The organism is Streptomyces sp. NPDC001920 (genome assembly GCF_053594495.1).
In genome coordinates this window covers 337,969-361,860 of record NZ_JBSFEP010000001.1, presented here as the reverse complement: position 1 = coordinate 361,860, position 23,892 = coordinate 337,969, and the positions used below count along the sequence as shown (strand labels likewise).

Annotated in this window: 16 protein-coding genes and 2 pseudogenes; 5 read left to right on the top strand and 13 right to left on the bottom strand. The window is 72.1% G+C overall.

Annotated elements, in window-relative coordinates; all coding sequences use genetic code 11:
* Nucleotide 1: 1 nt before the first annotated feature.
* The 12 genes from ACWCPI_RS01475 to ACWCPI_RS01420 form a co-directional block, all read right to left on the bottom strand.
* Nucleotides 2–1,234 (bottom strand): O-antigen ligase domain-containing protein, encoded by a 1,233-nt coding sequence (locus ACWCPI_RS01475; RefSeq protein ID WP_451036161.1) that lies wholly within the window; start codon nt 1,232–1,234, stop codon nt 2–4.
* A 1-nt stretch (nt 1,235) separates the two neighbouring features.
* Complete coding sequence (locus tag ACWCPI_RS01470) at nt 1,236–2,759, bottom strand: right-handed parallel beta-helix repeat-containing protein (protein WP_451036160.1); 1,524 nt, start codon at nt 2,757–2,759, stop codon at nt 1,236–1,238.
* Nucleotides 2,750–4,747, bottom strand: coding sequence for an alginate lyase family protein (locus ACWCPI_RS01465; RefSeq protein WP_451036159.1), 1,998 nt, complete (start codon nt 4,745–4,747; stop codon nt 2,750–2,752). The genes ACWCPI_RS01470 and ACWCPI_RS01465 overlap by 10 nt, the downstream gene beginning before the upstream one ends.
* Nucleotides 4,744–6,930, bottom strand: coding sequence for a bi-domain-containing oxidoreductase (locus tag ACWCPI_RS01460; protein WP_451036158.1), 2,187 nt, complete (start codon nt 6,928–6,930; stop codon nt 4,744–4,746). The genes ACWCPI_RS01465 and ACWCPI_RS01460 overlap by 4 nt, the downstream gene beginning before the upstream one ends.
* Before the next feature lie 18 nt (nt 6,931–6,948).
* Nucleotides 6,949–8,883 carry an asparagine synthase (glutamine-hydrolyzing) gene (gene asnB, locus ACWCPI_RS01455; RefSeq protein WP_451036157.1) on the bottom strand — a complete coding sequence of 645 codons (1,935 nt, stop codon included), beginning with the start codon at nt 8,881–8,883 and terminating at the stop codon, nt 6,949–6,951.
* 3 nt (nt 8,884–8,886) lie between these two features.
* A complete protein-coding gene (locus ACWCPI_RS01450; RefSeq protein ID WP_451036156.1) occupies nt 8,887–10,407 on the bottom strand; it encodes a Wzz/FepE/Etk N-terminal domain-containing protein in 1,521 nt (506 codons plus the stop codon).
* Nucleotides 10,404–11,774 (bottom strand): Wzz/FepE/Etk N-terminal domain-containing protein, encoded by a 1,371-nt coding sequence (locus ACWCPI_RS01445; protein WP_451036155.1) that lies wholly within the window; start codon nt 11,772–11,774, stop codon nt 10,404–10,406. The genes ACWCPI_RS01450 and ACWCPI_RS01445 overlap by 4 nt, the downstream gene beginning before the upstream one ends.
* A complete protein-coding gene (locus tag ACWCPI_RS01440; protein WP_451036154.1) occupies nt 11,771–13,051 on the bottom strand; it encodes a glycosyltransferase family 4 protein in 1,281 nt (426 codons plus the stop codon). The genes ACWCPI_RS01445 and ACWCPI_RS01440 overlap by 4 nt, the downstream gene beginning before the upstream one ends.
* Nucleotides 13,041–14,357 (bottom strand): nucleotide sugar dehydrogenase, encoded by a 1,317-nt coding sequence (locus ACWCPI_RS01435; protein WP_451036153.1) that lies wholly within the window; start codon nt 14,355–14,357, stop codon nt 13,041–13,043. Before ACWCPI_RS01435 ends, ACWCPI_RS01440 begins: the two co-directional genes overlap by 11 nt.
* Before the next feature lie 75 nt (nt 14,358–14,432).
* A complete protein-coding gene (locus ACWCPI_RS01430; protein ID WP_451036152.1) occupies nt 14,433–15,911 on the bottom strand; it encodes a sugar transferase in 1,479 nt (492 codons plus the stop codon).
* Nucleotides 15,912–16,558: 647 nt separating this feature from the next.
* Nucleotides 16,559–17,176: a hypothetical protein gene (locus ACWCPI_RS01425; protein ID WP_451036151.1), complete on the bottom strand. Its 618-nt coding sequence runs from the start codon at nt 17,174–17,176 to the stop codon at nt 16,559–16,561.
* Nucleotides 17,177–17,651: 475 nt separating this feature from the next.
* Nucleotides 17,652–17,882, bottom strand: coding sequence for a twin-arginine translocase TatA/TatE family subunit (locus tag ACWCPI_RS01420; protein WP_388810349.1), 231 nt, complete (start codon nt 17,880–17,882; stop codon nt 17,652–17,654).
* 198 nt (nt 17,883–18,080) lie between these two features.
* On the opposite strand from ACWCPI_RS01420, the gene ACWCPI_RS01415 reads away from it, so the two are divergent.
* From ACWCPI_RS01415 to ACWCPI_RS01405, 3 genes and pseudogenes are all read left to right on the top strand, one after another.
* On the top strand, nt 18,081–18,470 hold the full coding sequence (locus ACWCPI_RS01415; protein ID WP_451036150.1) for a BlaI/MecI/CopY family transcriptional regulator: 390 nt from the start codon (nt 18,081–18,083) through the stop codon (nt 18,468–18,470).
* A gap of 6 nt (nt 18,471–18,476) precedes the next feature.
* A pseudogene (locus tag ACWCPI_RS01410) lies at nt 18,477–19,423 on the top strand (M56 family metallopeptidase).
* A gap of 177 nt (nt 19,424–19,600) precedes the next feature.
* Entirely contained in the window at nt 19,601–21,007 is a 1,407-nt protein-coding gene (locus tag ACWCPI_RS01405; protein ID WP_451036149.1) for an LCP family protein, read from the top strand.
* A gap of 79 nt (nt 21,008–21,086) precedes the next feature.
* On the opposite strand, the pseudogene ACWCPI_RS01400 reads toward ACWCPI_RS01405, so the two are convergent.
* Nucleotides 21,087–21,305 (bottom strand): annotated as a pseudogene (locus ACWCPI_RS01400) (tellurite resistance TerB family protein); the annotation flags it as partial.
* A gap of 193 nt (nt 21,306–21,498) precedes the next feature.
* Here ACWCPI_RS01400 and ACWCPI_RS01395 point away from each other — a divergent pair.
* Together ACWCPI_RS01395 and ACWCPI_RS01390 are read left to right on the top strand one after the other, a co-directional pair.
* Nucleotides 21,499–22,836: a hemolysin family protein gene (locus ACWCPI_RS01395; RefSeq protein WP_451036148.1), complete on the top strand. Its 1,338-nt coding sequence runs from the start codon at nt 21,499–21,501 to the stop codon at nt 22,834–22,836.
* Nucleotides 22,833–23,852: a hemolysin family protein gene (locus tag ACWCPI_RS01390; protein ID WP_451036147.1), complete on the top strand. Its 1,020-nt coding sequence runs from the start codon at nt 22,833–22,835 to the stop codon at nt 23,850–23,852. Before ACWCPI_RS01395 ends, ACWCPI_RS01390 begins: the two co-directional genes overlap by 4 nt.
* Nucleotides 23,853–23,892: the final 40 nt, after the last annotated feature.

Sequence of the window (23,892 nt, the reverse complement as noted above, 5' to 3'; positions counted from 1 at the left end):
CTCAGGCCACCTCCGATCGTCGGGCCCATCGCGGGACGTGTCGTGGCGGGACTTCGGGCGCCGAAGGGGCAGCGGCCGCGGCGGGCGCCGCCAACAGCGAGGCCGCCACGGCCAGATGCAGCAGGTACGGCGAGGCGTCGCCCAGCCCGGCCTCCGTGTACGACGCGATCGCGCAGTAGCTGATCAGGAAGATCGCGCACGCCCTCGACAGCGACGGCGGCCGAAGCAGCGCGACGCCGCCCAGCACGACGACGAACGCCGCCACCAGGGCGACGCCGGTCATACCCTGCTCGTGGTAGACGGCCAGCCAGCTGTTGTCGATCGGCAGCCCGTCGAAGGACTTGTCGCCCAGGCCCACGCCGAACAGGTGCTCCGAGGTCGTCCGGGGCGCTGCCAGCAGGGCGTCCCAGACCTTGGCCCGACCGGTGAGGTTGGAGAAGTTCTCCTTGCTCTGGCCGCGCAGGAACCACGCCTGGAGCGCGGAGGCGAACCCCACCGCGGCCACGGCGGCGCACAGCACCGCCCAGCTGAAGAACCGGCGGGCGGCGGCGCTGGTCAGGACGAGCGAGCCGATCGCCAGCGTCAACCCGATGAGCAGGCCGAGCGTGGCCGTGCGGGTATGGGTCAACGCGAGCAGGGCGAGTGACGGCACGATGACCACGGCCGCGCTGCCCCTGTCGGTCCGGCGGCCCAGTACGAGCAGCACGGTCAGCCCGGTGATCACGGCGGCGTACTGGCCGATCTGCGGCGGGGTGAGCGGCCACAACGCTCCGACCAGCCGTCCGCCGTAGAGTTCGGGCATGGCCGCGCCCGGTGAGACGGCCAGCCCGGCGGCCACCGACCCGAGCACCGCGAAGTACATCCGGATGTGGTGCCGTACGAACGTCGCACTGCCGTCCCACCAGCGGCTGAGCAGCCACAGCGTGCTGACGAACAGAGCCAGCCGGGCGCAGCGGAACAGCGCGCCGAACCCGGACTCCAGACTCGCGCTGGAGATCAGGCTCGGGACCAGCAGCAGGGTGAGCAGGAACAGGAAGGCGCCGGCTCGGACACGCAGCCGCAGATTGACCGCGAGCGCCAGTGCGAACGCGGCGACCAGCGCGCCCATGGCGACCATCTGGATGAGGGAGCGGGGCAGCGGGACGATGGTCCTCGCCCCGGCCGAGCCGAGCGTGTTGAGGACCAGCAGCCCCCAGACCGTCCCGACGATCTTCGACGTGTGGTCCGCGCCCACCTCAACCACCGTCCCGTGCGCGCAAGGTACTGCCCGCGTCCTGCCGGTACGGCGTGCCCCGCCACGCGCCGAAACCGAGCACCCGGCTCGGGTCGTGGGCGACGAACTTCCAGGGACCGACGTACACGTTGTCGTGCCAGCGGTTGCGCTGCTCGCGGGTGATCGCCCGGGCCACCCGCTCGCCCAGGTACGGCGACCAGTCCGGGTAGGTGCCGTAGTTGGCAAGGACCGCCATGCGGTCGCACTTCGCCGTGCACTTGACGACGGACTTGTCCAGCACGAAGCGGTTGTCGTGGATGTCCACCCGCTGGGTCTTCCACCGGCAGTCGGCGTAGAGCGGGGGCTCGGCGATCGCCGGTCTCGCGCAGCGGTCGGTGTCCCGCACCAGCAAGGTGCAGTCACCGGAGGAGGTGTTGGCCGGACTGTTGCAGAACCGGTCGGCGTTCTCCCACAGGGTGATCCCGGACCAGTTGTTCTCCAGCACGTTCCGGTAGATCTCGATCTTGTCGGTGCGGGCCTCGATCCGTGGCTCGCCGCCGGACTCGGACAGGTAGACCGTCGCGTACGGGAAGGTGTCGCCCCGCTCGGCTCGTCCACGGCCCTCGACCCAGTTGTTCCGCCGGATCGTGTTGTCGCGGATGACCGCGTTGTAGCTGGTCTCGTAGATCAGGGCGGCGCCGTCGTTGGCCTCGACGACGTTGTTCTCGATGCGGAAGTCGTTGTTGTTGGTGTCCGCCCACAACCCCGTCCCGCGGTTGCCGTGCACCCAGTTGCCGCGCACCTCGGCGCCGTCGACGGCCCAGAACTTGACGCCCCCGGTGCAGCCGCAGCCCTCCCGCCGCCGCTCCCAGTCGTCGGTGTTGTTGCCCACGATCTCGTTGCCCTCGACCACCAGGCCGGTGATACGGCCTGCGGCCTTGTACGCGTTCATGCCGTACTGGCCGTTGCCGCGCAGGCAACTGGCCCGGACCCGCTGGCGGGCACCGGCCATCAGCCCGGCACCGGAGTTGTGCTGGATCGTCGCGTGCTCGATCACCCACCCGTCGGCCGAGTCGTGGTTGACCACGCCCTCGTCCGGCGGCGCGACGAAACGCTGCACGGTCAGGTGGCGGATGGTGACGTCGCGGGCACTTCCGCCGAACGCGTACTGGTTCTTCTTCCGGCCGTCGAGCACCGCGCCCGGCGCACCGAGGTAGCGGTTGCCCGCCTTGGGGACGACCTGGGCGTAGCGGTCCGGGGTGAGCCTGTGCCTGCCCGGTCGAAGCCAGAACGTGGTGTTCGGGGGGCTGCTGCGGGTCTTCGCCGCCAGGTCGCCGACCACCGCCGGGTCGACCGTCACCGCGCCCGCCGGTGCCGTCGCCGGCCCCGCCGCGGGCTTGGCGCACACCCGGGCCACGGGGGTGGACGCCGGCGCGGCGGTCGGCTCGGCCTCGGCGTCCGACGTGCTGTCACAGCCGGTCGCCGCCAGCAGGGCCAGCGCCAGCGGCGCCGCGGCCGACGCCCAGTGCCTCGTGCTCACCCCCACGCGCCCCCCTCGGGGGCGTCGAACCTGAGCACGGTGGTGAAACCCGCCGAGCCGTCGGTGAAGCCGGTGCCGACCAGCGTGGTGGCGGGCTCCCTGCGCCCGAAGCCCGCGGAGTACCAGCCCAGCGGCGGGTCGGTCTCGCCGCGATGCGCCCGCCAGTCGAGCTGCCCGGGCAGGTCGAGCACCGCGGAGCGCCCCTCGCCGTCCCGGGTCCAGGTGAGCACGGCCCGGTTCCCCGTCAGGTCCGCGGTGATCGCCGGACCCAGGTGGAACGCCAGTTGCACGGCCCGGCGCGGGCTGTGTCGGCCGCGGACCTCGTCGACCACCTTCAGTTCCTGGCTCGCGGCCGTCAGCTCCACCCGGCGGCGGTGCACAAAGCCCTGGTAACCGTCGTGCTCGGCACACCAGCGGGCCGTCCCCCCGGCAGCGGCGCCGGAGGTGTCCACGGCCAGGACGCGGCTGCGGGCATGCCGGGTCCACAGGAACGGGCCGCCGGAGACGGACTGGTCACCGCCGTCCAGTTGCAGGGTGTTGTGCCCGAGCGTGGACCGGAAGTACTGCCGCCACTCGGGCTGCCCGTGATAGCAGTACGTGCCCGGGTCGGCGAGCACGTCGACGCCGTCGTGCCGGACCTCCACCGACAGCGCGTCCGCGTGGGCGTGCGCGGCGATGGACAGGAATCCGTGCGGACCTGCGTCGCAGCGACACCAGATCTCTCCCGGACCGCGCAGGACGGTGAGCCCCGCGTCGGCGAAGTGGGCCGGCCGGCTTGCCGGGCGGGTCACGGACGGTGCGCCTGTGCCTTTCCCGTACGGCTCGATGAGCGCGGCCAGCAGCGGGGTGCGCACATCGGTGCCGGTCACCGCCGGCCACCAGGCGAGCCGGCCGAACACGGCGTCCCCGGTGGCCAGCAGCGAGGCCCAGCGGTCGGTGCCCGCGCCGTCCACCACCAGACCGTGACCGTCGTCCGCGTCCCCCTGGCGTGGCGGCCGTAACCGGCTGTCCACGACGGCCGCGAGCGCGTCGGTCATCCGCAGCAGCACCAGCCGCACGGACCCGGGGACCGGCACGCGGGCGGCATCCGCCTCGGCCACCGCCGCCAGGCCGAGTTCCAGCACGAGGCCGTGGTACTCGGTGGCCAGCTCGCGGTTGAGGCCGGAGGCGAAGGTGTTGCTCCGCAGATGCCGCTCCAGCGACCGCAGCGCGTCGGCCCGCCAACGCGGCGAGGCCGGGAACCAGCCGAACGCGCAGGCCGCGGCGAACTGTCCGGCGGCCTCGGCGATGACGTGGTTGTTCGCCGAGGACCCCCGGCTGGGGAAGGCGGCCAGCCAGCGCTGGTGGTGCCAGATCTGCTTCAGCGCCACCGGGTTGCCCTCGAACAGCTCTGGCGCGCCGGGCCAGCCGTCGAGCAGCCGGCGGATCCACACCCAGGACAGCAGCCGGATGCCCAGCTCGATGCCGCTGATCCAGTGCACGCCGCGCAGCGGCGGGTTGGCCGCCCACCAGGACCGAAGATGCCGGGCCACCCGCTCGGCGTACCGCTCGTCCCCGGTGACCGCGTAGGCCGCGGCGAGCACGGTGAGGTACTGATGCCGCGACAGCTCCCAGATCTGCTTGATGTCCCCGACCGCGTCCTCGCTGCGGTACGGCACGTCGAAGGCGTAGCCCCAGGGAGCGCGGCGCCCGGTCTTCGGGTCGTACCACCAGTCCGGGTCGCTCAGGTCGTCGCGGACCACCCCGAAGTACTCGACGTGCCCGTACATCAGCCGGTCCGCCTCGGCGACGAGACGTTTCGCGGCGTCCGGAGGGACGGCGGCGATCGTCCCGGCGGGCAGGACCGCGGTGAAGCGGGCGCCGATGACGCTCGGGCAGGTGGGCCGCGCCGACCGCCACCGCCGTCTGCGCACCGCGTCGCCCACCCGGCCGGCGACCTCCTGCGGCCCCATGCGGGACAGCCGCCGCAGGTACCAGCCCGCGCTCATGCTCATCGAGCCGCCGCCAACGTCACCGGGGCACCGCTCGCCAGGCCGGTCTGCACGGCGAGGGTGGCCGCCGTGGTGGCGACCAGCGACTGAAGCGGCACCGGCATCGGCCCGCCGGTCCGCACGGCCTTGACGAACGCGGCCAGCTCGGCGTTCTGGCCCTTGTCCCGGGCCCTGGGCAGCCGCGAACCGACCCACCGCCTGGAGCGGCCGTCGTACACAGCGGCACGGACGAAGTCGTCGAGGCGCAGCGCACGGCCGTCCGCGACCAGGTCCAGCGTCTCCTTCGGGAAGCTGCCCGGGCCGGTGGTGACGTAGCTGATGGTGGCGGTGGACCCGTCCGGGTAGCGCAGCACGACCTGCAGGTCGTCGTTGCCGGGCGTGGCGACCGCGTACACCGAGACCGGGTCGGCCTCCAGCAGCCAGCCGGCCGTGTCGATGAAGTGTCCGCCCTCGCCCTCGAACCGCGAGCCCTGGGTGTCTTGTCGGAGGTACCAGCTGCCGTGGTCGAGGCGGCCCGCGTTGACCAGATAGCGGAGGTTCGCCGGACCGCTCCGGGCGCCGAACCGCTGCTTGGCCTCCCGCAGCAGGGGCGCGAACCGGCGGTTGAAGCCCACCTGCAGCCGGTCGTTGCCGGACTCCTCGACCGCCGCGAGCACACCGGCCAGTTCGTCCTCGGTGAGCGCCAACGGCTTCTCCACGAACACCGCCTTGCCGGCCAGCAGCGCCTTCCGGGTCAGTTCGGCGTGCGAGCTGTGCCGGGTGACGACGAACACCGCGTCCACGGACTTGTCGCCGAGCACGGCGTCGAGATCGGTGGTCGCCCCGGCGAAGCCGAACTTGCGCTGGGCGTTGGCCGCGGACAGCGCGGTCGTCGTGACGACGGTCGACAACTCGACGCCGTCGCGCTGCGCCAGGTGCGGCAGCAGCATCGAGCTCGCGTAGTTCCCCGCGCCCACGAACGCCAGCCGCACCGGAGTCCTGGCAGCCCGTGCCGGGCCCCGCTTCACGTTCACGGGGGGCACGGCCACCGCCGGGGCCGCTGCTTCCTCGGCTCCCCCCGCCGGTTCGGGGTACCGGAACAGCACGGCAACGGCCTTGAGGTCGCCGTCCTTCAGGCTTCGGTACGTTTCCACGGCGTCATCGAAGTCAGCCACGTGGGAGACCAGCGGCTCCACGTCGACGCTGCCGCGGGCGAGGAGGTCGAGGAAGCACGCCAGGTTGCGGCGCTCGGTCCAGCGTACGTAGCCGATCGGGTAGTCACGCCCCTCCAGCTCGTACTCCGGGTCGTAACGGCCCGGGCCGTAACTGCGGGAGAACCGGACGTCGAGCTCCTTCTCGTAGTACGCGTTCCAGGGCAGGTCCAGGCGGCACTTGCCGATGTCGACGACCCGGCCGCGGTCCCGGCAGAGCCGGGCGGCAAGCTCGACGGGCTCGTTGCTGTCGCCGCCGGCGGCCAGGTACACCTGGTCCACGCCGTGACCGCCGGTGAGTTCGGCGACGGCAGCCTCCACGGCCGCGGACGCGGGATCGCCGCAGGCCGCGGCGCCCAGCCGCTCGGCGAGTTCGCAGCGCACCGGGTCGGGGTCGACGCCGACGACACGCACCCCCGAGGCGGCCAGCAGCTGTACCACCAGCTGCCCGATCAGCCCGAGACCGATGACCAGCGCCACTTCGCCCAGTCGTGACTCGCCCTGGCGGACGCCCTGCAACGCGATCGACCCGACGGTGCCGAAGGCCGCGTGCCGCGGCGCGAGGCCGTCCGGCACCGGGGTGTAGAGGTTCTTCGGTACCCAGTTCAACTCGGCGTGCAACGCGTGCTCGTTGCCGGCGCAGGCCACGAGGTCGCCGACCTTCACGTCGTCGATGCCCGCGCCGACCTGCTCGACCACCCCGCACAAGGAGTAGCCCAGCGGCGTGTACGAGTCCAGCTTGCCCATCACCTTGCGATAGGTGGCGGGCACCCCGTTGGTGGCCACGCTCTGCATGACCTTGGCCACCTGGTCCGGCCGTGAGCGTGCCTTGCCCAGCATCGACATGCCGGCCTCGGACACCTTCATCAGCTCGGTCCCGGTGGAGATCAGCGAGTAGGCGCTGCGCACCAGCACACCGCCCGGCTTGCACCCCGGCACCGGCACGTCGAGCACCGCCAGCTCGCCGCTCTTGTAGTTCTGCACAACCTGCTTCAACCCGAACTCCTCTGATTCCTAAGCCGATGACCGAGTGCTCTGGCCGGACCCAGAGGTCGCGTCGCGATACCAGTACTCGAGGGTCAGCACATGCCACAGATGCTTGGAGTAGTCCCGCTGCCCGGCGGCGTCCTCGGCGACGAGCCGCCGCAGCGCGTCGCGGCGCAGGAACCCGGAACGCACCAGCTCGCCGTCGTTGACCACCTCGCGCACCAGCGGAGCCAGGTCCCGGCTCATCCAGGCCCGCAGCGGGGCGCTGAACAGGCCCTTGGGCCGGTACACGATCTCCCGGGGCAGGACCGAGACGGCCGCCTCCTTCAGGACGGCCTTGCCCTGCCGTCCGACGATCTTGCGGTCGCCGGGCACGGCGAACGCCGCCCTGACCACCTCGACGTCCACGTACGGCACCCGCACCTCGGTCGACGCGGCCATGCTGGAGCGGTCCGTGTACGCGAGGTTCAGGCCCGGCAGGAACATCCGTGCGTCGGTCAGGCACATGCGGTTGACGAAGTCGGCGAGCTCGTTGTCCGCGTAGGTGTCCGCATGCTCGGTCAGCACGTCGTCGACCGACCCGGCCAGGTCCGGATCGACCAGGGCGAGCAGCTCGCCTCGGTCGTACATGGTGTAGCTGCGCCGGAACGCGGTCTCCTCCGGCAGATCGGCGAAGGAGAGGAACCGCTTCGCGAACCGCACCGACCGGTACCCGCGGCGGGAGGTGGCGACCGGCAGCCGGTCCACGGCCGCGGACACCCCGCGCCGCAGGGGCCGCGGAACGCGCTGGTAGCGCAGCGCGAGCAGATTGGCCAGGTGCTTGCGGTACCCGGCGAACAGCTCGTCGGCGCCCATCCCCGAGAGCATCACCTTGACCCCGGCCTCCCGGGCGGCCGAGCAGATCAGGTACGTGTTGATCGCGGCGGGGTCGCCGATCGGCTCGTCCAGGTGGTACGTCATCCGCGGCAGCAGGTCGAGCACGTTCGGGGCGATCTCGATCTCGTGCAGGTCGACACCGAACCGCTCGGCCACCCGCCGGGCGTGGCGCAGGTCGTCCGGCATCGCCTCGAACCTGGCGTCCTCGGCGCGGAAACCGATCGTGTACGCGGAGATCCCGGGTTGGTGGCGGGCCGCCAGCGCGGTCAGGTAGCTGGAGTCGAGGCCGCCGGAGAGGAAGGTCGCCACGGGTACGTCGGAGAGCAGGTGCCGCCGGGTCGACTCCTCGACGATGGCGGCCAGGTCCGGCTGCTCACCGCTGCGGGCCCGCTCGCGCCCCTCGGCGGCGACGTCCTTCAGGTCGAAGAACCGGCCGCGCTCCACCCGGCCGTCCGGCAGGCACCGCAGCCAGCTCCCCGGCGGCAGCTTCTCCGCCTCGCGGAACGCGCACCGGGAGTCCGGTACCCAGTAGTACAGCAGGGAGGCCACCAGCGCCGCATGGTCCACCTCCAGCAACCCGCCGGTCGCGGCGGCGAGCGCCTTCAGCTCGGAGGCGAACGCAAGGCCCTCGCCGCGCCGGAGCAGGAACAGCGGCTTGATGCCCAACTGGTCCCGGGCGAGCACCAGTTCACCGGTGCGTTCGTCGAAGATCCCGAACGCGAACATGCCGCGCAGCCGGGGGAGGCAGTCGGTGCCCCAGCGCCGCCAGGCCTCCAGGAGCACCTCGGTGTCCGAGGTACCGCGGAAGCGCACCCCGGCGGCCGCCAACTCGGCGCGCAGCTCGGGCGCGTTGTACAGCTCGCCGTTGTACGTCAGGGCGAGGCCGTCCGAGACCATCGGCTGGGCACCGGTCTCGGACAGGTCGATGATGGCGAGCCGGCGGTGCCCGAGGTGCACTTCGCCGTCACCGACGGCGTGGCCGTACCGGCCGGCCCCGTCCGGGCCGCGGTGGGCGAGGGTTTCGGTGAGCCGGTCGGTGACCGGCTTCCCGTCCGGCCATCGGTACGTACCCGCGATGCCACACATGTCCTACCGGCCTTCCTGGTCGTTGTCCGGGACCCGTGCGGCCCATGCCGGCTGCCGATCCGTGTGCCGCCGGCCGGTCCCGTTCTGCAGGGCCGTCCCCTCGCTCCGGCCGCGCAGCGCGGTGTGCAGCCCGTCCCACAGCGTGCCGTCGGTCCGGTCGCGCGGATCGGGGTCGATCAGCACCACACCGATCACCGCGATGCCCTGGTCCGCGAGTTGCCGCGCCACCGTGTGCAGCCATGCGGCGCTGCCGTGCCCGGCGCGCACGACGAGCACCGTCCGGGTTCCGAGGTACTGCAGGTCGGTCCACGCCGTGCCGGGCGCCACCGAGCCGACTCCGATCCGGCGCTCCTGCCGCGACACGGCCGCGGCACGCTCGCCGCTGACCACGGGCGGGTCTCCCGGTTTCGGGCGGCGGCCCGCGAGGTGCGGTCCGGGCAGGCCGTCGACGACGACCACCGGCCCCTCGGGCGCCAGTGCCGAGGCGAGGTCCAGGGCGATCGCGCTCGTGCCGCGCGCACAGCCCAGTTCCAGCAGCGACACCGGCTCCGCAAAGCCGTGCACGGTGCGGGCCAGGGTCGTGGTGAGGCGGTCGCGTGCCGCCCGGGTCCGACGGCGCTGCCACGGCCCGCCCGACCGGTGGGGAAGCTCCGCGATGACCGAGGCGCCCAGGTTGGCCGCGATGTCCCGGCGCAACACGGGCCGGTCCGCCACCACCGTGCCGACCGCGGCCACCGCGAGCCCGAGGACGAGCCCGAGGACGAGCCCGATCGCGGAGTCGGTGGCAGCGGCCTTGGGCAGGGAGTGCCGCACCGCGCGCGGCGCGTCCACGATCTGCGTGCCGGCGACGACCTTGGGCGTGCCGGTGCGCGCCTCCGCGGCACGCTGGTCGAAATCGGCGATACGCGAGGTGAGTTCGGCCCGGCGGGCGAAGAGCGACTCGATGCCGGCCGACGCTTCCGGGCCGCTCGACGGCGATCCGTTCCCGATCGCCTCGTTGACCCGGGCGAGTTCGTCCCTCATCCGGTCACGCTGGTCGAGCAGGGCCTTGGCCTCGGCCTTCGCGGTCTCCTGCATCCGCCGCACATGGTCCGCGACGAACGCGTCGGCCAGCGCCCGGGCCCGCGCCACCGCTTCCGCGTCGCTGTCACCGGTCACATCGATCTGCAGCAGGTTGTTGGTCAGGCCGGTTCCCCGGTAGTCCCGCATGAAGTCCTCAGGGTCTTCCGGGGAGTCGAGGGCCCGCAGGGCCTTGCCTGCGATCCGCGTGGTCTGCAGCAGCTCGACATCGGTACGGATCAGCGTCCCGGTGTCGTTGGGCTGGTCCTCCTTGTGCACGACCAGCACCTTGGTCACCGCGCTCGGCGGCGGCGGCATCAGGACCGCCACGGCCGCGCCGGCCAGCAGGCCGAGGAGTGCCATGGCACACCACAGCCGACGGCGCCTGCGCACCGCCACCACCAGCGCCTGCAGGTCGAGGAGCGGAGCGGCGGCCGACGACTCCGCGGTGGTGCTCGTGGTCACGCTGAACCTCCCGTCGCCCGGCCGCGCACCGCGAGCACCGCAGTGACGTCGTCCGGTGAAGGGCCGGCGGACCCCGTGGGACGGTCCCGGACGGCGTCGGCGACGACGACGCCGACGACCTCGTGCCTGCCGTCCGCACACGCTTCGGCGATGCCGGCGAGTTCCTCCGCGGTCCAACTGCCCGCGCCGAGCACGACCAGGGCACCGGCCTCGCCGTCGCGGTCCGGCACGGTCGGCCGGTCCACCGAGACCTCCACCACCCGCAGCAGCGGGTCGCTCCCGGCCTCGGCGACGAGTTGTCCGGCGGCCCGGCGGGCGATCTCGTCACCGGCCGGCACCAGGGCCAGCAGCCGCCGGGGGGCGGGCAGCCGGTCCCGGAGGCGGGCGCACACCCGCCGGTAGCGGATCCGCCTGTCCGTCTCGTCTCCCGACCGGTGCGGGACCGGTGCGTCCCAGCGGGTGTCGATGCCGAGGAGCCGGCGGATCCCGGCCCCCGGGCTCCCGCCCGAAGGCCGGTGCGTGCCCGGTTCGTCCGGCACGTCGACGGTGCCGAGGAGGACCGAGCCCAGTGCCGCGGTGATCTCCGGTTCGGTGCGCAGCCGACGGTTCGTCCGTGCGGCGACGAGATGGCCGATGACCGCGAGGAGGAAGAACAGCAGCGCCCCGGTGACGACGAGCTGCATCCTCGTCGGAGGCGCCTGGCCGGTCGGCCGGGCGGCCGGCCCCATGACGACCATGCCGGCCATGCTGGTCGCCGGGTCGGCCTGGTCCAGCTTCGTCATGGCCTCTTCCAGCGAGGTGCGCAGCTTTTCGAGCGTGGTGCGGGCCTGCACGCTCTCCACGGTCTTCCCGGGGTCCGCGGCATCGGCCAGGTCGGTGATGCGGCGGTTGGTCTCCTCGACCTTCTCGCGCAGCGCCTCGGGCGCCGCGGCCGCTTCGCTGTCGGTGCCGCCGCCCGCGATCCGCGCGGCGAACGCGACGAACTGCTGGGCCAGCCGGTCGGAGAGCCGCTGTGCGCGTTCCGGGGTGTCGGCCGTGCCGGAGACCTTGACGATGTTCCCGTCGGCGGCCTCGGCGCTGACGTGTTCCCGCAGTTCGCCACCGCTGACACCCGGCCACCCGAGCTCGGCGGCCGCCCGGTCGACCACCGTCGAACTGGTCGCGATGCCGACCTGGGTCAGCAGCTCGCGCTCCTCCCACTGCCCCGGCAGCAGCACGGAGGTGGACGCCGTGTAACGCGGCGGGAACACCACCACCGAGGTGCCGTAGCCGACGAGGGCGCCCAGCACGGCGAGGACGGCGAGCAGGCGCCACCTCCGACGGAGCATCCGCCCCACGGTGACCAGGCGGATCGTGTCATCGCTCAACGACGAGGCCTCTTCCCTGCGCGTACCGTGGTGCCCGCCGGCACCGGAGTGTGGTCACCGCACGCGGCGGCGTACGCGGCGAGCAGCGACGCCTGCGAGTTCCGCCACGAGAGCCGCCCGCTGATCCGCTCCTGGCCGATCGCGCCCATCCGGGCCCGTTTCTCCGGATCGTCGAGGAGCAGCGCGATGAGCCCCGCAAACTCCGCCTCGTCGTCGGCGGGCGCGTAGACGGCCGCCTCACCGGCGGAGACGCGCGCCTCCTTCAGGTCGAACGAGACGATCGGCCGGCCCATCGCCATGTACTCCAGGACCTTGTTCATGGTCGACACGTCGTTGAGCGGATTACGCGGGTCGGGGGAGAGGCACACGTCCGCGGTGGACAGGTAGCGCACCAGGTCGGCGTCCGGGACGCGCCCGGTGAACTGCACCTGGTCGCGCAGCCCGAGCCGCCTCGACAACTCCACCATCGCGTCGAAGGCGTCCCCGGCTCCGACGAACACCGCGTGCCAGTCGGTCCGCCCGAACTCGTCGCGCAGCTTCGCCAGCGCCCGCAAGGCGTAGTCGACGCCGTCCTGCGGCCCCATGACGCCCAGGTAGCACAGCAGATGAGGCTTGCCGCGCTTCAACTCCGGCTCGGGCGGCACCGGTTGGAACCGGTCGACCTGGGGCGCGCTGCGCACCACGAAGACGTCCTCAGGGCGTCGGCCGCCACGGCGCACCGCGACGTCCCGGTAGCTCTCGTTCGTGGCGAGCACGATGTCCGCGGTCCGGTAGGTGAGCCGTTCCAGCGCGCACACGGCCCGGTAGAGCAGGTCCTCGCCGCGGTCGAAGCGGGAGAGGTACAGCTCGGGTACCAGGTCGTGCTGGTCGAAGACGAACCGCGCGCCGCGCCGCTTCAGCCACAGCGCCGGCAGGAACAGCAGGTCGGGCGGGTTGCAGGCGTGCACCACGTCGACCGGACCGACCTTGCGGGCCAGCCGGGCGGTGTGCCACAGCGCCGATCCGTACTCCCGCAGGTAGCCGGCCGGTCCTCCGGTGGCCGCGCGCAACGGGTAGCGGTGGATCCGCACCCCGTCGATCACCGCCTCCGGTTCCGTGTCCCGCTTCTCCCCCCGGGGGCAGATGACGTGCACCTCCCAGCCCGCGTCGCGCAGCGTCGTGCACTCCTGCCACACGCGCCGGTCGAACGGCACGGACAGGTTCTCCACCAGGATCAGCGCGCGCCGGCCCGGCCGGTCGCCGCCGGCTGTGCCACTGGAAGACGTGTCACCAAGCAAGGCCCATGTACCCCGGTTCGGCCCGGCGCGCCTCGGCGTCGGGAAGGCGGATGAGGTCGACGATCACCGGGCCGCCGCCGTGTGGCAGCGCCGCGAGGACGGCCGGGTCCCTGGTCCCGACCAGGCACACCTCGGCGTGCTCCAGCACTTCGTCGACGGAGTCCGCGAGCAGTTGGGCCAGGTGCGGCAGCCGGTTCTCGATGTACTCGCGGTTCGCGCCGAGCAGCCGGGACAGGCTCACGTTGGCGTCGTGGATCCGCAGGTCGTAACCCTTGCCGTGCAGCCTCTCCGCCAACTCGACGAGCGGGCTTTCCCGCAGGTCGTCGGTGCCGGGTTTGAAGGACAGCCCGAACATTCCCACCCGGCGCTTGCCGGTGCGCTCGACCAGCTCCACCGCGCGCTGCAGATGGTCGGAGTTGGAAGGCAGCACGTGGGAGAGGATGGGCACCGAGACGTCCGCCCGCTGCGCCGCGTGGACCAGGCTGCGCAGGTCCTTGGGCAGGCAGGACCCACCGAAGGCGAAGCCGGGCCGCAGGTAGGCGGGGCTGATGTTCAGCTTGCGGTCGGCCAGGAACACGTCCATCACCTGGTGCGAGTCCACTCCCAGCGCCTGACAGACCGCGCCCAGCTCGTTCGCGAAACCGATCTTGAGGCCGTGGAACGCGTTGTCCGCGTACTTGATCGCCTCGGCCGTCGGGACCGGCACCCTGAACACCTCGCCGGGCAGGCCGTCGTACAGCGCCGCCACCACGTCGCCGCTGGCCGGGTCGAGTTCGCCGATGACGGTCTTGGGCGGATCGAAGAAGTCCCGCACGCTCGTGCCCTCGCGCAGGAACTCCGGGTTGACCGCGACCCCGATGTCCACCCCGGCCGTGCCGCCGACGTACTTCTCCAGGATCGGCACCAGCAGGTTCAGACAGGTGCCCGGGAGCATGGTGCTGCGGTAGACGACGGTGTGCCGCCCGCCCCGCTCGGCCAGCGCGGCGCCGATCTCCTCGGTGACCCGTTCCAGGTACGTGGTGCACAGGCTGCCGTTCGGTTCCGACGGCGTGCCCACGCAGACCAGCGACACCTCGCTGTCCGCGATCGCCTCACGGACGTCGCCGGTGGCCCGTAACGATCCCGCCCGTACGACGTCGGCTATGAGCTCACCGATCCGCTCCTCGACCACTGGGGCCCTGCCGTCGTTGACCAGGTCGACCTTCACCTGGTTCACATCGACCCCGATGACCTCGTGCCCCATGCCGGCCAGGCACGCGGCCGACACGCAGCCCACGTAGCCGAGCCCGAAAACGCTGACTCTCATGAAGCGTCCTTCCCCCCCCAGGCAGGCCCTTGTGGCCTGCTGTTCGCGCCTCGGCCGGACGTCGGCCCCCGCGCATCAATAGGCCCCCCGGCCATGGATCACCGCACGCAGCGTCTTCCACAAGATCACTGCGTCCAGGGCGAGCGACCAGTCCTCCACGTACCGCAGGTCCAGGCGGACCGCCTCCTCCCACGGCAGGTCGCTGCGTCCGCTGATCTGCCACAGGCCGGTGAGTCCGGGTTTGACCAGCAGCCGCCGCCGGATGTCCGGGCCGTACGCGGCGGACTCCTCCGGCAGCGGAGGCCGCGGACCGACGAGCGACATCGATCCGGTGAGCACGTTGAAAAGCTGCGGGAGTTCGTCGATCGAGTACCGGCGCAGGACCGCTCCCACCCGGGTCACCCGCGGATCCCGGCGGAGCTTGAACAGCAGCCCCGCACCCTCGTTGCGGTCGGCGAGCGCGGCGCGTGCCCGGTGGGCTCCGTCGACCATGGTGCGGAACTTGAGAATGGTGAACTCGCGGCCGTCCTTGCCGACCCTGCGCTGGCGGTAGAACGCCCCACCCCGGCTGTCCCCCATCACGAGCAGCGCGACGAACACCATCAGCGGCGCGAACAACATCAGCAGAAACGTTGCGCCTATTCGGTCCACGACCCCTTTGACGGCCCGGCGGCCCCCGGTGAAAGCCGGCATGCTGACCCGCAGCAGCGGAATCCCCAGTACCGCGTCCACATGCAGCCGGGGGCCGGCCACCTCCATCAGCACGGGGGCCACGACCATCTCGGCGTCGCTGCCTTCGAGGTTCCAGGCCAGCCGCTGCAGCCGGTCCGGTGACCAGTGCGGGTCCGGTGTGATCGCGACGACACGGTAACCGTCGTGGCTGACATGCTTGGCGACGTCCGCCAGTCGGCCGACGACCGGCACTCCGTCCAGTTGGTCACCCTCGCTCCCGCGACCGTCCGTCGTGCACACCGCCTCCACCCGCCAGCCGATGTGCGGGAACTTACGGGTGCGGGTGATCAGGTCGCGCACGGTGTCCGGACTCCCGGCAGCGAGCACCGGTCTCAGGCACCGCCCTTCCTTGCGCTGCTTGTGCAGCCAGAGGCGGAGCAGATACCGCGCGGTCATGGTGACGAGCGCGATCGCGGGGATCGCGACGAAGATCCAGAGCTTGATGTTGCGCGAGGTGAGAGCGATCCCGCCGAGCGCCAGTACGACGGTCGCCGCGAACAGCGAGCGTCCGAGCCGCCGGAACTCCTCAGCCCCCTGGCCGAGTACGGCCGGAGCCCACGACCGGCTCACCGCAAGCGCGCCCAGCACCAGCAGTTCGGTGCCGAATGCGAGAATCCCCCATTTCTCGTGCCAGTCGGCCGCGTCCCGGGCCCCGAAGAAGTTGCCGATCGCCGCCACCACGAAGGCGGTGGCCACGGTGTCGCTCATGATCACGGTACGGCGGTACCGCTGCTCCCAGTCGGTCGCGGTCTGGCTGATTGCCCCGTTCGCCAGACGCCCGCGCGCCGACGGAAACGGGTCGACTAATTCCCCCTGTTGCACAGGCCCCCCAGGTCGCCAGTGGTTCGACGCGTTCGCCTGACACTGTTACTCCCCCGGGAGGCACCCCCGCCTCCCGCGCCGCGCTGTTCCTCCCCGCGAGAGGTCCCGCCCCCCGCGCATGACATCCCTCATTGCTTCAGCGCTACCCGGACAACCCACCCCGGCGGCAGCGGACTCACACGTCCTGCCAGACCCTCAAGGTGCGTGGCTACCGATCGAAACCTCGCGTGCTCCCCGCACCCGAGCTCCTGTCGGCCAAGAACTGATCACCCCCACGTCCGGCGCCGGGGATGCGACTACCTGCTTGCCGATGCGCCGGACCTATAGATCATTACTGGTCGCCTCGTGTCCGAACAGCTGAAGCACGGTCAATCTAGACCATGGGCGCCAGTATGAAGAGAGGTTGTGTGGAATTTGTGCTCAAGCTTTGAGGCGGGTTCTCCGATGAGTGACCGCCTATGGTCGTGCTTCCGCCACCACCCGCTCCAGCGGCCCGGCCGGTCCCGGCCCCTACCCCTGCACGGCAGTGCTCGGCGAGCCGCGACGGGGGCCCGCATCGCACCCGGCCGCGCGACGGCTTCCCGCTGCAGGTGCGCAGGTCTGCGCCCCGCGAAAGGGCCGTCAACTCCTGGCGCGTCGCGGGCGGTTCATGCCCGGGGCGAGTCCGCGTCCGGGCTCCCGACACAGGCGGCCACTGCTTGCGGCAGGCCGGAGAAATCGGCCTTCCGGGGCTCCAGGCGCAGCAGGCTGGAGAGCCTGAGGGTCTTCTGGTGCGGGCAGCGTTCGTCCAGGACCCGGGTGGGCAGGACGTAGAAGGACCACTGGTCGAGGTCCAGGGGGTCGAGGGTCTGCTTGTCCAGGTGGTGCAGCAGACAGAAGACGTACACGTCCGAGCGGCGCAGCACTTCGGTCGAGGTGGCATCGCTCTGGGCGTCCCAGCCGGCGGCCGGTGCGATGTCGAAGGAGAGCCTCGACGGCTCGGACTGTGCCCAGGACTGCAGATACGCCGTCGACTTCACCTCGACGCGCCACTTCTCGGGTGTCCGGATGTCAACGGTGTCCCATTCGACGCGGGTGCCTGTGGCGGCGCCCAGCGCCGTCGCCACGAGGTACTCGGCGAGAACGCCGCGCATGGTGTTGTTCGCCAGGTCGGAGCACGCCCAGCTCCAGAAGTCGGCGAGCCGGGCCACGGTCTCACCGTCCGCCCGTATCGGCTCACTTCCGCTGCGGCGCGTGATGACCAGCGGGCCCAGACCTGAGCTCATGGTGTCCTCCGGGTGGCGATACGAGCTGACACCGAGTCTGGCAGCCGCGGCCGCACCGGCGTTGCGCCGACGAAGCGGCGGCGGCTCGGGAGTGCGGCGCCGCGCTGCAGTGGGCGGACCTGATCAGCGCATCCGACACCCTGGAGCTCAGGATGCGGGTCCTCGTCGTCGTCCGTGGCGAACACCGTGTGGAGCGCATCCACGACCGGGTGGAGCGGATCACCCGGTCCCAGCGGCCCGCGGCCCTGAGCGTCCGATCGTCACGGCGGCCGATGGGTCGCCGGGCAGTGGCGAGAACCGCCCGGCGGGACCCGATCCGCAGGCTGACCCACGGCCGGCAGCCCGTCTCCCGGCAGCCCGTCTTCCGCGGCCTTCGCGCGGCCACCGGCCGGTGCCGTCGCCCGACCCCGCCGGATGTGACGCCGTGGGTGGGGCGGCCGTGGCTCACGCCGCCCAGGGGCCGCCCGTCACGCCGCTATCGCTGATGCGGCCGCGCGCCCTGGGGGCCCGGCTCGTTCGGGGTGACGGTCTCGCCCGGGATCACCCGGGGTGCCGCCGGGTCGGGCTCGTCCTTCATGGCCCTGGCCTCGGACTTGAGAATGCGTGCGGACTTGCCCGCGGAGCGGGTCAGTTCGGGGAGCTTCTTGACGCAGAGGACGGCGATGACGACAAGGAGGATGATCGCGAGTTCGCTCATTCCGAACATGGGGGTCCTGCCTTCTGGTGGCTGGGGGACGTGTGGCCGCAGAGAGAGCAGCATCGCACGGCCGAGCGACGCGCCGGTGAAATCTACAGTACTGTAGAAATACGAGTGGGCGGATCCCGCCCGCGATGTCCGCCCTCCTTACGATGGACCGCTCGACGTGTCGCAGGGAACGCGCGGGTCAGCGGAAGGAGACAGGGCATGGCGGAGCACCGGCAGCGCCCCGGGCGCCGGGGGCAGGGCGAGCTGGAGGTGCTGGTCCTGTCGGCGCTGCGGGAGGCGGACGGCCCGGCCACGGCCGGGTGGGTGCAGGAGCGGCTGGGCGGGGACCTCGCCTATACGACGGTGATCACGATTCTGACCCGGCTGCTGGCCAAGGGTGCGGTGACCCGTGAGCGCGCGGGCCGCTCCTTCGCGTGGACCCCGGCCTCGGACCAGGCGGGACTCGCGGCGCACCGGATGCGCAAGGTGCTGGACGCCGAGAGCGACCGGGGGGCCGTGCTGGCCAGCTTCGTCACGGGCCTCGGACCGGACGACGAGCGGCTGCTGCGCGAGCTGCTGGGGCGGTCCCCGAGCGAAGGGGGAGACTGACGCCTCATGGGGGTCTTCGTCTTCCTGCCGCTGGTGCTGCCGCTCACGGCATGGCCGATGCGCGCCTGGCCGAGCGGCACCTGCACCCCCGTACCGCGACCCGGCTGCGCACCGGCGTCGCCGCGGTGATGGCGGCCTGCGGCACGGTGTGCCTGGGCCTGGTGAGGGTGGTCGGCACCGCCCAGCTTCCCGGCAACCCGCTGCCCGACGGTTGGTCGGACCCCGAGGTGCGGGCGGCCGTGCCGTACGACGAGGTCGTCGGCAAGGCGGCGATCCCGGCGCTGTGCGCGGTGGTGGTCGCCTGCGGGCGGGCCCTGTGGCGGCACGCCCGGGTACGCGGCCGCGCCCATCGTGCGCTGGCCGGGCTGCCGGGGGCGGGGTGGCCGTCCTGCCCGACGAGACGCCGTACGCGTACGCGCTTCCCGGTGGCAGCCGGGGCCGTGTCGTGGTGACCACGGGGCTGCTGGACTGCCTCGAACCCGCCGAACGCCGGGCGTCGTTCGCCCACGAACGGGCCCATCTGACCGCGCCCCACCACCGGTTCCTGCTCACCGTCCAACTGGCCGCGCGCGCCGACCCGTTCCTGCACCCGCTGCGCACCGCGGTGTCGTACACCACGGAACGGTGGGCGGACGAAGAGGCGGCCCGGACCGTCGGCAGCCGCCGGACCGTGGCGCGGGCGATCGGCAAGGCGGCGCTGGTGACGCGGGGCACTCCCGTCGCGACACTGGCCGGCTTCGCGGCGCCGGGGCCGGTGCCGCGCCGCGTGGCCGCGCTGCTCGGGCCGGCGCCGCCCGTTCGCCGCCGGCTGTCGCTGTTCACTTAGGTGGGCCTGGCGGCCTGGCGGCCTGGCGGCCTGGTGCGCGGCGGCGCGGACGGCCGTGTCGGCGATGTCGTCGGCGAACTCGGCGGTGACGATGGTCCTCATCCTGCGCGCGGCCACCCCGCTCTGAACGAGCGCCGTCCGAGGGGGCGTTGGACGTGGGCTGCCGGCGGGCGCCGCGCCCGTGCTCCCGGTCACCGATAAAATTCGTGTCTTCGTTCGGTCCGGAGCAACGGAAGTTGCGAGGATCGTGGTCTGTTCATGGTGGGGCGTCCGGGCTCGGCCCGGCCGTATGTCTACAGACCACATGTCTACAGAGGGGGCGCGGGTGAGCGGTTCGGGGAAGCGACGACGTGAGTCGGGCGGCGCGGGGAAGGCCGTGCTCACGCGGCGCGGGCGGATCCTGGCGTGGAGCGCCGGGGTGACCTCGGTGGTCGTCCTCGGTGTAGCCGGGGTGGGCGCCTGGGTCTACCAGGACCTCGACAACAACATCAGGTCCGCCGACGTCGACGACAAGATCGGCGGGGACCGCCCCGAGAATCTCAGCCCGGGCTCGAAGAACATTCTGGTCGTCGGCTCCGACAGCCGCGACGGGGCCAATGCCGCGTACGGCAAGGACCTGGACACCATGCAGTCGGACACGCTGATGGTGCTGCACGTCCCGGCGAACCGGAAGTGGGCCGCGGTCGTGTCGTTCCCGCGTGACTCCTGGGTGCAGATACCGGCCTGCGACCGCGGTGACGGCAGCGACTCCTCGCCGCACCGCGCCAAGATCAACGAGGCCTTCGCGATCGGCGGCACCAGCGGCGAGGTCGCCGGTGCCGCCGCCTGCTCCATCAAGACCGTCGAGGCGAACACGGGCCTGCGGATCGACCACTTCATGTCCGTCGACTTCCAGGGCTTCAAGGGCATGGTCGACGCGCTGGGCGGCATCGAGGTCTGCCCCGAGCAGGCCATCCGCTCCAAGAAGGCCAAACTGCGGATGGACAAGGGCTGCCAGACCGTGGGCGGGGAGAAGGCCCTCGGCTATGTGCGCGTCCGCTACGGCGTGGGCGACGGCTCCGACATCGGGCGCATCGGGCGCCAGCAGGAGTTCATGAACGCCCTGGCCGAGAAGGCGCAGGACAAACTGACCAGCCCGAAGGCGCTGTACGGGTTCCTGAAGTCGGCCACCGGGTCCCTGACCACGGACCCCGACATGGCCGGCATCAAGCCGCTGTACGGGCTCGCCTCGGAGCTCAAGGGCATCCCGAGCGACCGTCTGAGCTTCCTCACCGTGCCCAACTACCCGCGCGAGGCGGACGTGCCGGCCGACCTGGCCAACGTGGTCTGGCAGTACCCCCTGGCCAGTGATCTGTTCGCCGCCCTGGCCAGGGACAAGGAGGTCGACAAGAAGGAACTGGACGCCGCCGCGAAAACCCCCCTGTACGCCTCCTCCGTGCGGGTCCAGGTCCTCAACGGCGCGGGCGTCCCCGGACTGGCCGCGACGGTCGCCGACAAGCTCCGCAGGGGCGGTCTCAGCGTGACCGGCACGGGCAACTCCCCGCAGAACTCCGACACCACCACGGTCACCTACCCGCAGGGCCTGGAGAAGCAGGCCAAGGCGGTGGCCGCCCGGCTTCCCGGGGCCCGTGTCACGCAGGAGGCGGACGCCGCGCCCGGCGTGGTCACCGTGGCCGTCGGCAAGGACCTCGACCCCGACGACATCCGCTGAGCGCCCGTGCCGGGCGGGTCCGCTTCTCCTCGCGCCCGGCGCACGGCCGGGGATCACTCAGAGGTCGAACTCGTGCGGCGGGCGGGAGCCCCAGCGCGTAGCACGCCTCGCGGACGACCGACTGTTCGTACGTATCGAAGTCACCGTCGGCGCCGCCGATGACGACGCCGATCTGGACGGCGGCCCGCGCCTCGGCGGGCTTCCTCCTCGCCTTGGCGATCTCCGGCAGCACGCTCACCTTGCCGAAGCCGAAGTCGGTGGTGAGCCTGTCCAGGTTCTCCTCGGTCCGCGAACGGACTGCCGCAAAGATCTCGACCAGCGGGCTTTGCCTGTCCTTTACCATGGGGCGGAAGGGTGTCCGCACGGGCGCCCGGACCGCGAAGCCCCGCCGAACCGAGAAGGAGACACGAGCCCGCGATGGGTGAGCCTCCCAGTACCAGCCGTGCCATGCCCCGCACGCCCGACGCGCACGAGGGAACGGGGGTGGCACGATGACCGAGATCCTGCTGCTCCTGCTGGCCCTCCTCCTCATCCTGGCCTGCGCCCTGTTCGTCGCGGCCGAGTTCTCCCTGACCACCGTCGAGCGAGGTGAACTGGAGCACGCCGCCGCGGCAGGCGAGCGCGGCGCCGCGGACGCGCTGAAGGCCGTACGCCATCTCACGCTGCAGCTCTCCGGCGCCCAACTCGGCATCACCGTCACCTCCCTGGTGATCGGCATGCTCGCCGAGCCGTCCCTGGCCGCCCTCCTGCGGGGCCCGCTGACGGCGGCCGGCCTCGGCGGGGCCGCCGCGTCCGTGGCGACCGTGCTGGGCGTGGTCGTCTCCACCGTCGTCCTGATGGTGATCGGTGAACTGGTGCCGAAGAACTGGGCGATCTCCCGGCCGCTGGCGGTCGCCAAGGTCGTCGCCGGCCCGCAGCGCGGATTCACGACCGCCTTCGGCCCGTTCATCCGCCACCTGAACAACACCGCCAACCGGTTCGTACGCCGCTTCGGCCTGGAGCCCGCCGAGGAACTGGCGGCCGCCCGCAGCCCCGAGGAACTCGTCGCGCTCGCCCGCCACTCCGCTGCCCAGGGCGCCCTGGAGCCGGACTCCGCCGAACTGTTCGTGCGCACCCTGCACCTGGCCTCGCTGACCGCCGAGAACGTGATGACCCCGCGCGTCGATGTCAAGGCGCTCGAAGCGCGGGCCACGGCCGCCGACGCGGCCAACCTCAGTCACGCCACCGGCCTTTCCCGCTTCCCGGTCCACCGCGGCAGCCTCGACGAGGTCATCGGCACCGTCCACATCCGCGACGTCCTCGCGCTGGAGCCCGCCAAGAGGCTGGTCACACCGGTCACGGAACTGACCACCGCGCCCCTGCTGGTCCCCGCCAGCCTCACCGCGGACCGGCTCCTCGAACGACTGCGCACCACCCGCACGATGGCCGTCGTCATCGACGAGTACGGCGGCACGGCGGGTGTGGCCACCATGGAGGACATCGTCGAGGAGGTCGTCGGCGAGGTCCGCGACGAGCACGACCCCGTCGAGGTCCCCGACCTGCTGGCCGGCCCCGCGACTGCGGACGGGCGTGCCGTGTGGGAGGCGGACGGCGGCGTACGCCTCGACGAACTCTCCGCCATAGGACTGACCGCACCGGACGGCCCGTACGAGACGGCCGCCGGACTCATCGCCACCCGCCTGGGCCGTATCCCCGCCAAGGGGGACGTGCTCGACCTCGACGGCTGGCAGCTCGACGTCCTCGACGTCGAGCACCACCGCGCCGACCGCATCCGCATCACCGCACCGGCCGCCGTCCGGCGGGCCCAGCTCGCGGAGGAAGCCCGATGACCGCCCTGCAACTCGCCATCGGCGCCCTGACGCTGCTGACCAACGCCTTCTTCGTCGGCGCCGAGTTCGCCCTGATCTCCGTGCGCCGCAGCCAGATCGAGCCCCGCGCGAAGGAGGGTGACAAGCGGGCCCGGATGACCCTGTGGGCCCTGGAGCACCTCTCCGCGATGATGGCCACCGCCCAACTGGGCATCACCGTCTCCTCGCTGGTGCTCGGCGCGGTCGCCGAGCCGGCCATCGCGCACCTGCTGGAGCCCGGCTTCGAGGCCGTTCACCTGCCGCACGCCCTGGTCCACCCGGTCGCCTTCGTGATCGCCCTGACCGTGGCCACGTATCTGCACATGCTGATCGGCGAGATGGTCCCCAAGAACATCGCCCTCGCCGCCCCGGTGCCCAGCGCCCTGCTGCTCGGCCCGCCCCTGGTGGCGCTCACCCGGGCCCTGCGGCCGTTCGTGTTCGGCATCAACGCCTTCGCCAACGCCCTGCTGAAGCTGCTGCGCGTCGAGCCCAAGGACGAGGTGGACGCCGTGTTCACCGACGACCAGCTGGTGCGCATGGTCGTCGACTCCAGTGAGGCCGGGCTGCTCACTCCCGCAGACGGGGAGCGCCTGCGTGACGCGCTGGAGCTGGGCACCCGGCCGGTGGGGGAGATCCTGGTACCGGTGCAGCGGATGCACACCGTCGACCACACCGTCACCCCGGCCCGGCTGGAGCGCGTGGCCGCCGAGGCCGGCTTCTCCCGCTTCCCGGTCACCGGCCCCGAGGGCGCCCTCCTCGGCTATCTGCACATCAAGGACACCCTCGGCGTCGCCGACCGCGACCGGCCCTTCCCGCCCGGCGCCCTGCACCGCGTCACCCGGGTCCGTATCGACACCCCGCTCGACGACACCCTCACGGCCCTGCGGGCCGAGGGCAGCCATCTCGCGGGTGTGCTCGGTGAGGGCGGCAAGGTGATCGGCTTCGTGACCATGGAGGACGTCCTGTCCGAACTGGTCGGCCCCGCCGCCGGAGTGTGAGTGAGCCCGGGTGCCGTGTGCGGTCCGGCCGACCGCGGGC